Here is a 12548-nt window from a genome sequence, read left to right on the forward strand (position 1 = left end):
TCGGCGGCCGCATCCGCCTGTGAGGAATCGCTGCCCTCCCGCAAGGCCACGACGTTCACGGCATCGTGGTGCGCCACCGTCTGACGCCGCACCGGGGCGCGCCCGTCGCCAGTACCACGGCGTCATCATCGACTGCGAAGATCGGTCCCGACCAGGCGCGCTCGTGGCTCACGACGCGGCGCGTCAGATCATGGGTATCGCTGAGGCTGTACCGGTCCACTGTCTTCTCCTCCGATTCTCGACATTTCAGCGGTGGGCGACGACGGCTTGCAATTGTGCCCGCAGGTCCGCTTCGTCGGGCAGGAGTTCGGCCGCCTGCCGGGCTCGTTTCCGCGCCTGTGCGCGGGAGTTGGCGTCGGTCAACAACTCCGTGATCGCGTCCGCGAGAGCCTGCGGCTGCGGCGGCACCAGGATCGCACCCCCGCGGGTGGTGGTGGCAGTCCCACCGACGTCGGTGGCGACGATCGCGGCTCCCGCCTGCATCGCCTCCTGCAGCGTGATGGGCTGTCCCTCCCACAGACTGGTCTGTACGACGACGTCGGCGGCCTCCATCAGCGCGGGCACGTCCTCCCGCCGCCCCAGCAGATTCACGGGCAATGCCTCGGCGCCGATGCGGGCCTCGGCGGAGGCCCGTTCCGGCCCGTCACCGGCGACCGCCCACGCCAAGCCTGCTTCCGCGCCGTCGGCGGTAAGAGACCCCGCCAGCAGGGACGCGGTGTCCAGCAGCAGGTCCAGGCCCTTCTGCGGGGCCAGCCGGGCCACGGTGAGGACCCGCCTGGGGGCGCCCCGCCAGGCGGACTCGACGGAGGAAGCGCGCGGCGCCAGGCGTTCGGTATTGCGCCGCGGCGCGGGGATGACGGCGAGGTCGACCCGCTCGGCTCCGCGGGTGCGCTGGCGCTCGGCCAGGTCCGGGCTGACCGCGAGGATGTGGTCGGCGCGCCCGGCGACCAGCTGCTCCAGCCGGTCGCCGACGGCGGCGATCAGGCGCCCTCCGACCGGCTGGTTGTGGATGGTCACCACCAGGCGGGCGCGGCCGGGGCGGCGCCCGCCCAGGGCCAATGCCGCCAGGGCACCGGCGCGCAGTCCGTGGGCGTGAACCACATCGGCGCGGCGGCCGAGTCGACGTAGCCGGGCGACGACGGCGCCGTCACCGAGCGCAGGGCGTGCACCGATCGTCAACGGCTCCGCCCGCGCCGCCCCCAAGTCGCCGTCAGCCAACACATCCGCCGGCGCCTCCACAATCACGTCGTGACCCGCCCCAGCCAGAATCCGGGCGCATTCGGTGACATGGGCGCGCATCCCGCCCGCGGCGCTGCCGGAGACTTCCAAGATGCGTAGCCGGTCCGAAGCCCCCGCCAGCTCCGTGGAGGAGGCAGCCGGGGTGGGTGACTCGTCGTTTGGCAGGCTCATTTCGTCTCCTGTGTTTTAGGCGCTCCACCTGCGTCCGGAATACCGGTTTCGGGATGCGCCGGGCGGCGCAGGGCAGCGAGCAGTTCGCGGTCTACCACGCACATGGCCGCCCCGGTCACCACGGCGGTGAACACAGCACCAGCCAGCGCCACGGCTACCCCGCCGACGACGGTTCCGGGTTGACGGCTGAGCCAGTTGCACGCGCTCCCGACCACGGCGGCGACGGGCAGCGCCACCACCAGCACCCGCGCCGTCGGTGCCAGTACGCGCACCCCCATGCGGCACGCCAGCGCCGCCAGCAGACCGACGCCGGCCACACACATGCCCGCGGTCGTGCCCAGGGCCAGCCCCTTGAGGGTGGCCACGCCGTCGCCGCCGTGCGGAGCCAGCAGCCGCACCGCCGCCCAGGATGCCAGGGCGACCGTGAGCCAGCCGGCGACCGCGGCGCAGGCGGCCCCCCGGGCCCTGTCGGCGGCGTACAGCGCCCGGGTGACTGATAGATGAGGGCGTAGCGACCAGGCCCGGGGCCAACAGGGCCAGGGAGGCGCCCATGCCCCCCACATCGGCCAGCAGCGCGAAGAAACGCTCGGCGCCGTCGGCGGCGGCCAGCAGCATGCCCGCGCCAGCTACGGCCACGCCCGTGACCAGCGCGGTGGAGCGGGCGGTGAGCGCGTGCGCGTCGCCGTCGGAGCGAGTGAAGGCGGCGGCCAGCCGCGGGTAGATGACGGTGGCGACCGGGACGACCAGCACGGCGTAGGGCAGCACGTAGACGGCCTGCGTGTACTGGTAGACGGCTACGGTGCCGGTGTTTCCGCCGGCGCGGGCGAGTGCCAGCACGGCCAAGACGCTGATCTGTTGGGCGAGCAGGGTCCACACCCCGGCGCCCCCCAGGCGCAGCGCCTTGGCCGCTTCGGCGCGTCCCAGGTCGAGAGTGGGCCGCAGGCGCACTCCCAGGCGGTACACGGGCCACAGCAACGGCAGGGACAGCGCCGCCACCCCCGCCGTGGTGCCCCACCCGAGCACCCGCAGCGCTGCCGGGGAGGCCGTCTCTACGCCGTCGGTCATCGTCCCATAGACCGCATAGGTGGCAATCACCACCAGGCTGGACAGGACAGGGGTCAGCGCCGGCCAGGTGAAGCGGCCGTGGGCCTGCAGCACGCCGGTGAGCACCACACCGATGCCGTACAGGGGGACCTGCGCGGCGAACATGCGCAGGAACGCCGCCACCAGATCCCGCTGGAGGCCCGGATCCACACCCTGGGAGACGGGGAACCAGCCGGCAATCGGGCCCGCGCCAGCGGCCAGGATGATGGCCAGCGGGGTCAGCACCAGCAGAACCAGCCAGAGCAGTGCGGAGGCGGTGCGCTGTACGTCATGACTGCGGCCGGCACTGATGGGGGCCGCCAGCAGCGGAACAACCGTCGCCGCCAGTGCCCCGCCAACCACCACCTCGTACAGCACGTTGGGCACCTGGTTGGCGGTGGCGTAGGCGCCGGCCACGGTGCCCGCTCCCACCGTGGTCGCCTGCACGATCCAGCGGAGAAAGCCGAGCGCCCGCGAGACCAGGGTCAGCCCTGCGACTCCGCCGGCTGCGCCGAGCGCCGCCCGCCGGGCGCCGGCACCGGAAGACACGACCGTCGTCGGGTTCCTGCCGGTCACGAGGCCCGGCGCCCGAAGCGGTCGACGGCGGACAGGAAGCGGTTGCCCTCGATTACGCGGGTGAAGGAGAACCGCTCGCTGGCCAAGACGAGCCCCGTACCGACCAGGGCAGCGGCCACCCGTGCACCCACCCGGGGGTGCGCGGCCAGCGCCGTTCCCACCAAGGCGCCTACGGCATTGGCGCCGGTATCCCCCAACATGGTGGTCTCCCCCAGGTCCTCGCGCAGGGCCGCCCCGGCCACCCCGAGGGTGCCGGCAGCCAGGGCACGGCTGGCGGCGCCCGTACGGCGGTCGGCCAGCAACGGCGCCGCGGTCAGCACGGCCGCCTTCAGGGCGCGGCCAGGGCGCAGATCCAGCAGATTGTGCAGGTTGGCCCAGGAGGCAATGACGACGGCGTTGGTGACGGCGTCCGCGGCCGTCCTCAGCACGCCGGTTTGGGGACGACCGCGAGTGATCATGCCGCCGGCCACCACGGCCCCGGCACCGATCCCCACGACCTTGAGCGCGCCGGTGGTGACGTGCCCGCGGCGCAGCGCCATCAGGTGCCCCTTCAGGCCTTTGGCGGGGGTATCGCCGTCGTGTGCGCCCGCGTCGAGGTCGTCGATCAGTCCCGCCGCGCCTGCCGCTGTGACGGCCGTGACGGCGGCGACCGCCGTGTTGACGGTGTTGGACTCGGCCGCGTTGTACAGGAGGCGTCCCGCGCAGGCGCCGGCGGCGACGCTACCGGCGGCAGCCCCCACGCCGCCGCGCAGGCTGACGGTACGACCGTGGAAGTTCGTGCGTTCGAGACGCTGCAACCGGCAGTCCGCGCATCTCAGGGCGGCGGATGCCGCCGCGGTGGTGATCGCGGAGGCAGCCACAACGGTGACCGCACCGCGGACAGTAGCTCTGGTCGGCGACACGGTTGGCGTCATGGCTGCAAGCGTAATCGGCGTCAGTGGGTAATGGGCGGGATGACCGCATCGGCGCCGTCGTCGAAGCCGTAATTGCCCACCGTGCCCGCGGCGGTGGCAGCCAGCGCCAGCGGGGTGGACACGGCCGCGGTGGCCTGTCCGATGGAGTCCACCGTGGTCACCGGCGCCTCGGCGCTGCGCAGTGCCCTCACAATGTCGGTCTCGGCGTCGCCGGCACCGACCACGACGGTCGTAGCGGTCGCTGCCGCACCGGTCAGCGCGGACGTCCAGGCGGCAATGTCCTGCTCCGGGGTAGCCTGCGCGGTCGGCTCACTGCCGTTCGAGGCGACGACGGTCCGCGGACCGATCACCACGATCATGTCAGCCGGACCCGAGGGCTGGGCATCGACGGTTACCAGCGGCGTGTCGGAGGCGGTCAGCAGTTCCATCAAGCGGTGGCGTTCTCCCCCTCGGTGGTCAGCGCGGTGGCCAGCCCCTGCCCGAGGATGGCGTTGCCGTCTGCGGCGGTGGCGTCCAGGTAGGGGCTGAACTGGCCGGAATAGGTGGAGCGGAAGGATTCACGGGCGGTCTCCGCCCAGGCGCCGGTCAGGGTAACCCGACCGGTGACGGTGGCGCCGGCGGTTTCAATCTCGGTGACGACCTGGTCGATGTCGTCGCCCTCGACGTCGGGCATGAGGACGACGACGACGCTACGTCCGTCCAGCACCCCGGGCAACAGGGAGTCGGCCGCGGAGGTGATGTAGTCGTCGCGGTCATTGACGGCCGTCTCGGTCTGCTCCAGCCGGGTTTGCAGGTCGTTGCGGTCCGCCCGCAGGGAACTGACCTGATCGTTCAGCGCGGTGCCGAGGGAGTTTTGCAGCGGCCCGGCACCCAGGACGACGCCTACGGCGAGGGCCAAAAACACGGAGATGAGCGAGACCAGGTGGTAACGGAAGTCAATCATGAAGGATCCTGCACTTGCTCAGACGGAGGGTGTGTTCGGGGTGAGTCCAACCAGGGACCGGAAGAAGTTGACCAGATCGTCCCACACGGCGCCGGACAGACCAAGGAAAGTCTGGCCCGCAGGCGTGGAGCTGAGGGCGACGAACAGGGCAACCAAGCCCGCCAACGCCAGCAGCCCCAGCTGCCAGCCGGAGATGCGCGCGCGGTAAAGGCGGGACACCCCCTTGGCATCGATCAACCGCCCGCCGACCTTCAACCGAGTCAAGAAGGTGGATGACATGCCGGCGCGCCCCTTGTCGAGGAACTCCAGCAGGGTGGCGTGGGTCCCCAGGGCAACGATGAGCTCGGCGCCCGCTTCATCGGCGATCAGCATGGCGATGTCCTCGCTGGTGCCGGTGGCGGCGAAAACGGTGTGTTCTACGCCGAGGTCCTCAACTCTCTTGAGCCCGGGGGCACGCCCGTCGCGGTAGGCGTGGACGATGATTTCGGCGCCGGATGCCAACGCCTTGTCGGACACCGAGTCCATGTCCCCGACGATCATGTCCGGCTTGAGTCCAGCTCCAGGACCGCGTCCGCACCGCCGTCAACACCGATGATGACGGGTTTGTACTCGCGGATGTAGGGCTTGAGAGCCTTGAGGTCCTCCTTGTAGGAGTAGCCGCGCACCACAACCAGCACGTGTCTGCCAGACATGGAGGTGCGAATGTCCGGCATGCCGACGCCGTTGAGAAGCAGGTCGCGTTCACCGCGCATGTACTCCATGGTGTTAGCGGCGAAGGCCTCGAGCTGAACCGACAGCCCCTCCTTCGCGGACTCCATGAGTGCGTCGATGCTCTCGCGGGTCTGGATCGTGCCCTCGGCCAGGACGGTGGAGTCGGCGCGCGCGTCGGACTCGGCGGTGTCCACCTGGTCTGCCCGGTGTTGGCGGTGCGTGAGCCGGCCCTGCACATGCACGGCCCCGGCGTGCTCCGACTCGGGGTCGAGGTCGATGATCACGCGCTGCCCGTCGTGCAGACGCATAATGTCGGGGCCGAGGTCGTCAACGAGTGGAATGCCGGCGTCGATCAGGATGCCGGGTCCCAGGTTCGGGTAGCGGCCGGAGACAGAGGGGGCCGCGTTCAGCACCGCCATCGGCTTGCACTCAACCAGTGCCTCGGCCGCCACCCGGTCCAGATCCACATGGTCTATGACGGCGACGTCTCCGGGTTGGAGCCGTTTGGTGAGTTTCTTGGTGCGCGCGTCCACCCGCACCATGCCGCTGGGACGGTCCGGTGCCGGCGGGGCCTGCTTGCGGAACGGAAACGGAAACCTCACGACTGGGATTGTGCCACGTGCGCTTCCGCGATCAACTCAGCGGCGTGCCGGAGGGCCGCCTCGGAATCCTCATGACCGGAGAGCATGCGGGCGAGTTCACGCACCCGAGCCGAGCCGGTGACGGCCTCGACGCGGGTGCGCACGGTCGGTTGTTCTTCCCCGGCGTGCTGCGACGCAGCCGCATTGCCTGCGTTCACGGAGGCCGTCTCCTTGCGCACCACCAGCTGGGTGTCCGCCCAGGCGGCGACCTGGGCGAGGTGCGTGACCACTACCACCTGATAGCGGCGGGCGAGTCGTGCCAGGCGCCGTCCGATCTCGCGAGCGGCACGGCCACCGACGCCGGCGTCGATCTCGTCGAAGACGAAGGTGCGTTGGTGTGTCGACGCCCCGTCCGCAGCATCGGGCTGCGTGCCGCTGGGGGCGGCGTCGGCCAGCACCACCTCCAGGGCCAGCATGATGCGTGACAGTTCACCCCCGGAGGCGCCCTTGCCCAGGGGCAGTGCGGGGGCGCCGGGGTGGGAGACCAGCAGCAGGGCGACGTTTTCGGCGCCGGTGGGTCCGGGTTCATCGCGCGGCTGCAGGTCGACGACGAAGCGGGCGTCCTTCATCTCCAGGCCGGCCAGCTCGGCGTTGACCGCCTCCTGCAGCCGCACCGCCAGCCGTCGGCGGGCGCCAGTCAGCTCACCTGCCAGGCTCGCCAGGCGTTCCTCCGCCGCGGCGAGCTGCGCGGTCAGAGTCTCGGCGGTGCCATGAGGACCCTCAAGCTCATCCAGGCGGGTGGCGGCGGACTCTCCCCAGGCGAGCAGGGCATCGACGTCGTCGAGCTGGACGGCAGGACCGCCGATCTCCCGACAGGCCCGGGAAAGCTCGGCCCGGCGGTCCTGCACCCAGGTGAGGCGGGCGGGATCGGCGTCCAGCGTGGCCAAGTACTCGGCCAGTTCGCCGGCCAGGTCAGCCGAGTCGATGCCAAGCTGGCGCAGTCGCTCGGCCAGGGTGGTCAGGGCCGGGTCCACGCCGGCAACGTGCGCCAGGGCGCGGTCGGCGGCGGCGATCAGGGATGCCACGTCCGGGACATCGGTCGCGGTTGCCTCCTCTTCACCGGCCAGCGCGATGCGAGCGGCAGAAGCGGCGCGACGCAGGTCCTCGGCGTGGTCCAGCCGCTCGGCCTCGGCGGTTAAGGCGACATCCTCCCCCGGTTGCGGGGCGAGCTCATCCAACTGCTCGAGCCAACGGTTCAGGTCGGCTGCCTCGGCCTGACGCGCTTCGGTCCCGGCGCGCCATTGCTCCAGGGCGGCAGAAGCGGCGTTCCTGGCCCGGTAGGCCTCGGCGTAGCGGCGGCACAGCGCGGCGTGGTCCGGTCCACCCAGGCCGTCGAGGGCGGCCCGCTGGGCGGAGGCGGAGCGCAGTCGTAGCTGATCGGCCTGCCCGTGCACGGACACGAGGCGGGCACCGACGTCGGCCAGGACCGCGGAGGGTACGGCGCGTCCTCCCAAGTGGGCACGAGAACGGCCCGAGGCCGGAACGGTGCGCGAAGCCAGCAGCAGGTCGTCGTCGAGCTCGGCTCCTGCCTCGGCCGCGCGGGAGGCGGCGCGAGAGGCGGGGGACAGCACAAAGGCGCCCTCCACCAGGGCGCGTTCGGCACCGGTGCGCACGCTGGTTGCTTCGGCGCGTTGTCCCAGGAGCAGTCCCAGGGAGGTGAGCACCATGGTCTTGCCGGCACCGGTCTCCCCGGTCAGGGCGGTTAGCCCGGGGCTGAGTAGCAGGTCGGCCTGCTCAATCACCCCGAGGTTCTCGATGTGCAGAGACTCGATCACTGCGCTTCGCCGTCCCGAGCTGGCAGCGCGGCGGACGCGTCGGCGCTGCGCCAGCCCTCCACTGGCAGATCGAACTTGCGCACCAGGCGCGTGGCAAAGGGGGCGGTGTTCACCCGCGCCAACCGCACCGGGCGCTCGGCGCGGGTGACGCAGATGCGCGAACCGGTGGGGGCGTCCAGGCAGCGGCGTCCGTCGCACCACACCTCCGCTCCGCCGAAGCCGGCGTGGTAGATGACGACCTCCAGGCGGGAGTCGGGGCCCACGACCAGGGGGCGGGTGAACAGGGCATGAGCGGACAGGGGCACCAGCAGCAGGGCCTCGACCTCGGGCCAGATGACCGGCCCGCCACCCGAGTAGGCATAGGCGGTGGAGCCAGTGGGCGTGGCCATGACCAGCCCATCGCAGCCGAAGGAGGACACGGCCTGCCCATCCACGCCGACCGCAACCTCGACCATGCGGGCCCGATCCCGCTTCTCCAGGGCCGCCTCATTGAGCGCCCAGTCGCGGGTCACCGAGCCGTCGGGCGCCCGCACCTCCACGTCAATGGTCATGCGGGTGTCTACCACATATCGACCGGCCACCAGATCGGCGACGACCTGCTCCACGGCGTCCGGGTCGGCCTCGGCAAGGAAGCCGACGTGGCCGGTGTTGATGCCCAGCAGGGGCACATCGCGGTCGCGGGCGACTTCGCTGGCACGCAGGATGGTGCCGTCGCCGCCCATCACCAGGACCAGGTCGACGTCGCCCTCGAATCCGGCTCGACGGGCTCGACGCCGTGGGAGCGCAGTGCCGCCTCTGCCCGGGCGACGGCCGTGGCGGTCGGGGCCGCCTTGCGGTGCGGCGGCACCGGTTTGTCGTTCAGGTCGCGCTGGAGGACCATGACGCGCCGTAGCCGCGGTTGAGACGTGGTCATTTTCCGCCTCCTTCCGTACGGCGTCGACGCTGTGTGCGTCCGGCAGGGCCTGTTTCTACGGCGCGGCGTACCTCGTCCTGCAGTGCAGGACCGTACAGGTCGGTCGGTGAGCCGGCCTGTCCGGCATGCATGTTCACAAAGTACTCGACATTTCCGGCGGGCCCGGGCAGCGGCGAGGCGGTAACCGCATCGATGCCCAGTCCCAGTGTGTGGGCGGATTCGCATACGTTCAGCACGGATTCAACGTGCAGGGCGGGGTCGCGGACCACTCCCCCGTGGCCGAGGCGCTGTCTGCCGACCTCGAACTGGGGCTTGACCATGAGCAGCAGGTCGGCGTCGGGAGCGGCCGCGCCGACCAGTGCCGGCAACACGGTGGTCAGGGAGATGAAGGACAGGTCGCCAACCACGAGTTCGGGAGCAGGAGCGACCGCCTCGGGCTGCAGTGTGCGCACATTCGTACGTTCCAGCACGCTCACACGCGGGTCATTCCGCAAGGACCAGGCGAGTTGCCCGTAGCCGACGTCGACGGCGACAACGTGTGCAGCGCCGCGTCGCAGCAGCACGTCGGTGAAGCCTCCGGTGGAGGCACCGGCATCCAGACAGCGCCTGCCGGTGATGCGCGGGGCCAGGCCACGCTCGGTAAGGACGTCGAGTGCGCCCGCCAGCTTGTGGGCGCCACGGGAGACGTAGTCGTCCGTGTCCGGGGCAATAACCTCGATCGCCTGCGCGGGGTTTACCTGCCGGGCAGGTTTGGTTACCACCATGCCGTCCAGAGTGACGTGACCGTCGTCGATGAGCCGGGCGGCGTGGGCGCGCGAGCGGGCGAGCCCTCGCCGAACCAGCTCGGAATCGATACGGATCAGTCGTGCCATCTGGTTGGGTGTGGGTTCTGGGGTTAGTTCTCGGTCTGGTGCAGCTGAGAGGCGAGTGCCTCGTTGATGGCGGAGAGCTCGGCGGCGCGCTCCTCCAACGGCAGGCCGGCAGCCGCCTCAAGTCGAGCCGACAAGTCCGGCACTTGCGCGGGCCCCGGCCCGGGTATGGGTGTGGGGCGCGGAGCCGGCTTGGGGGTAGTAGTCATCAGACGGTTATGGTAGGTGGTTTCCGGGATAGGCCTTAGGCAGCGACGCTGAGATCGGGCACGCCAATGTCATCCGTGCGGCCGACATTGGCGTCGGCACGCTCCCAGAGCGCGCAGGCGAGCGCACGGTATGCGTCGAGCGTCACGGCGGCGGATGTTGCGTCGAGGAATCCTGCGGCCTGGCCCTCAATGCCCTCCTCGGTCACACGCCAACGCTCATCACCGACCTGCCACCAGGTCTCGCCGTCGATGCTGACCCGCCGGGGCTCGGGTGGGGCTGCAGCAGACGCGCAGGTCGGTGTGCAGGAAGGTGGGCCGTTCCTCGGGAGAGGCCAGCAACACATCGCGGGCGGTGCTGACGCCCGTGAGCACATGCAGCCCGGGGATGTCCGCCGCCCGGGCACCGACATGATCGGTATTGAGCCGGTCCCCAACGGCGAGCGGTCGGGCGCCTCCCGCACGCCGCAGTGCCCGCTGGTAGATGCCGGGGAAGGGCTTGCCGCCAGCGAGCGGCCGGCGTCCGGAGGCGTTGGCCACCGCCGCAACCAGGCTGCCGTTGCCGAGGGCGAAGCCGCGTTCGGTGGGCAGGGTGGCATCGAGGTTGGTGGCGACGTGTATGGCGCCATCGGTTATGGCGTACAGGCCTTCGGACATCATGGCCCAATCGACCCCGGGATCCCATCCCTGTACGACAGCGGCGGGCTTGTCCTCCGCGGAGGCGACGACGGTAAAACCCTCATCGGTCAGTGCCTGACGCAGTCCCTCGCCACCGATGATGAACACCGGGGCGCCGTCGGGCAAGTGCTCGTGCAGTAGCGCCGCCGCGTCCATGGCGGCGGAGAAGACCTCGCCGACGGAGGCGGCGATGTCGTTGCGCGCGAGCTTGTCGACCACGGCCTGGGGGGCACGGGAGGCGTTGTTGGTGACGAACACCAGCCGCATCCCATAGTTGCGTGCCCCGTTGGCCCCCTCGGCGGCATGGGGTATGCGGGCGTCTCCAGCGAAGCAGACACCATCCAGGTCGAGTAGTGCGACGTCGTAGACGGCGGCCAGCGGCCGGGGGCTGCCGAGCAGGAACTCGGAGCCTCCTCCGTGGGGAGTCTTCTTTGCGCCGGTCATCTCAGTCCCCGGCAGGTTCTGCAGCTGCTGCGGTCGTATCGTCGGGATCGACCGCCTCGCGACTCGTCTCTACCGTATCGTCGCCGCCGACGGCGTCTGAAGCCTCGCTAGGACCAGTTGAGTCGAGGGTCTCCGAGGACTCCGCGGCATCGGAGAGTTCTTCGCCCACTCGAGGCGCATCGGCCGTGCTCGCGGCGCGCTGTTCCTCTTCGTAGTCGTCCTCGATGTCGTAAACCTCGACCGCCTCGGCAGGTTCGCGGTCCTCGCCCATGCCAATGCGCTCGCGGATCTTGGCCGCTTCGTCGCCGCGGCCGAGTTCCTCCAGCCGATCGGCGCGTACGGAGTGGAGGCGGCGCAAGGTTTCGCGGTCGCCGCGGAACATCATGATCGCCTCCTCGATTACTACCAGCCCGAGTTCGCTCTGGCCCATGTCGTGGCGCACTCCGGACACCACCATGGCCAGCTCGGCCTCCTCAAGATCGTCCAGCTGCCTGGGGTCGGCTTCCTGTGCGACCTTGAGTGCCTGGTTGTAACGGCCCAGCGCCCGCTCGCAGTCGGCCTCGATGGCGCGGTGCAGGTCCAGACCGGAAAGCCGTCTGGCGGCGCGGATTTCCCGCAGTGCCTCGTTGTAATGACCGGAGAGGTAGGCGGCGATCCCCGCCGACTCCCTGACTACCGCCACGCGCCCGGCATGCGACGCCGCGTAGCGCGCATGCTGGTACGCGAGTTCCGGATCGGAGTCCAACAGGCGCTGTACCATCACCAAGTGACGAGCCACGTTCTCCGCGTTTGCGCGTCCCAGCGCGCGCAGCTCGCGCCGGGCTGAAGCCTCAAGATTCTGCGGGAGCACGTCGGACGCACCGGAGGCTCGGGCACACGCGAACGCTGCGGCGGACGGGAATCGCCATCGTGCCGACGTGCTCCGGCGCCGTGCCCCCGTCCGTGGCCGCCGTCTTGCCTGCGGCCACGCGCCTTGCCGCGATACCGGCCCTCGTCGTCCCGCGGGCCGAATCCTTCGTTGCCGGCCCCGCGCCTATGCCCCTGGCCGGAGCGTGAGCGCGGCTGTTCGTCATCCCGACGGCGGAAACCGTGCCGGTCTCCACCCCTGCCGTGGCGGTTCCCGGAGCTGGAACGGTCTTCACGCCTGTCGTACGCCATGGTCCTTCTTTCTCGCTCTTTGGCCAGCGCTCTCAGCGCTTCGTGCCATGAGCCTAAGCCTACCTGCGGGCGACTTCTATGGCGATCCCGGGAGATTGTGGTGCGTGTTTCTATCGCGTTGTGTTTTTGTTGGTTGTGTTTGTGGGTGTGGGTTGGTGCGTGTGTCGGCGGTGTCCTACTCTCCCGCCCGCCTGTCGGGGGCAGTACCATTGGCGCTGGGGGGCTTG

Annotated in this window: 7 protein-coding genes and 5 pseudogenes; all 12 read right to left on the reverse strand. The window is 70.5% G+C overall.

What is annotated here, in order from left to right; genetic code table 11:
• Positions 1-220: pseudogene (locus BW737_RS18880) on the reverse strand (NUDIX domain-containing protein); the annotation flags it as partial.
• Between the two features lie 26 nt (positions 221-246).
• Positions 247-1410, reverse strand: coding sequence for a glycosyltransferase family 4 protein (locus BW737_RS13440; protein WP_086615981.1), 1164 nt, complete (start codon positions 1408-1410; stop codon positions 247-249).
• A gap of 15 nt (positions 1411-1425) precedes the next feature.
• Positions 1426-3042, reverse strand: coding sequence for a murein biosynthesis integral membrane protein MurJ (gene murJ / locus BW737_RS13445; protein WP_257210852.1), 1617 nt, complete (start codon positions 3040-3042; stop codon positions 1426-1428).
• A gap of 23 nt (positions 3043-3065) precedes the next feature.
• Complete coding sequence (locus BW737_RS18885) at positions 3066-3983, reverse strand: hypothetical protein (protein WP_086615982.1); 918 nt, start codon at positions 3981-3983, stop codon at positions 3066-3068.
• A 20-nt stretch (positions 3984-4003) separates the two neighbouring features.
• A pseudogene (locus BW737_RS13455) lies at positions 4004-4926 on the reverse strand (copper transporter).
• Positions 4927-4944: 18 nt separating this feature from the next.
• A pseudogene (gene steA / locus BW737_RS13460) lies at positions 4945-6179 on the reverse strand (putative cytokinetic ring protein SteA).
• A gap of 56 nt (positions 6180-6235) precedes the next feature.
• Positions 6236-8053 (reverse strand): DNA repair protein RecN, encoded by a 1818-nt coding sequence (gene recN / locus BW737_RS13465; RefSeq protein ID WP_086615983.1) that lies wholly within the window; start codon positions 8051-8053, stop codon positions 6236-6238.
• Positions 8050-8933 (reverse strand): annotated as a pseudogene (locus BW737_RS13470) (NAD kinase). The gene recN and the pseudogene BW737_RS13470 overlap by 4 nt, the downstream one beginning before the upstream one ends.
• Before the next feature lie 29 nt (positions 8934-8962).
• Positions 8963-9838 carry a TlyA family RNA methyltransferase gene (locus BW737_RS13475; RefSeq protein WP_086615984.1) on the reverse strand — a complete coding sequence of 292 codons (876 nt, stop codon included), beginning with the start codon at positions 9836-9838 and terminating at the stop codon, positions 8963-8965.
• Between the two features lie 23 nt (positions 9839-9861).
• Complete coding sequence (locus BW737_RS15785; RefSeq protein ID WP_143233395.1) at positions 9862-10044, reverse strand: hypothetical protein; 183 nt, start codon at positions 10042-10044, stop codon at positions 9862-9864.
• A 35-nt stretch (positions 10045-10079) separates the two neighbouring features.
• Positions 10080-11163: pseudogene (locus tag BW737_RS13480) on the reverse strand (HAD-IIA family hydrolase).
• A gap of 1 nt (position 11164) precedes the next feature.
• Positions 11165-11923 carry a hypothetical protein gene (locus BW737_RS13485; protein ID WP_257210853.1) on the reverse strand — a complete coding sequence of 253 codons (759 nt, stop codon included), beginning with the start codon at positions 11921-11923 and terminating at the stop codon, positions 11165-11167.
• Positions 11924-12548: the final 625 nt, after the last annotated feature.

It is taken from the genome of Actinomyces ruminis (assembly GCF_002154335.2).
In the GTDB taxonomy this organism is placed as follows: domain Bacteria; phylum Actinomycetota; class Actinomycetes; order Actinomycetales; family Actinomycetaceae; genus Actinomyces; species Actinomyces ruminis.

Excerpts from the sequence above, each read along its gene's own strand:
- BW737_RS13440 (WP_086615981.1), bottom strand. The coding sequence starts at position 1,410 with ATGAGCCTGCCAAACGACGAGTCACCCACCCCGGCTGCCTCCTCCACG.
- BW737_RS18885 (WP_086615982.1), bottom strand. The coding sequence starts at position 3,983 with ATGACGCCAACCGTGTCGCCGACCAGAGCTACTGTCCGCGGTGCGGTC.
- BW737_RS13475 (WP_086615984.1), bottom strand. The coding sequence starts at position 9,838 with ATGGCACGACTGATCCGTATCGATTCCGAGCTGGTTCGGCGAGGGCTC.
- BW737_RS15785 (WP_143233395.1), bottom strand. The coding sequence starts at position 10,044 with ATGACTACTACCCCCAAGCCGGCTCCGCGCCCCACACCCATACCCGGG.
- BW737_RS13485 (WP_257210853.1), bottom strand. The coding sequence starts at position 11,923 with ATGGTACAGCGCCTGTTGGACTCCGATCCGGAACTCGCGTACCAGCAT.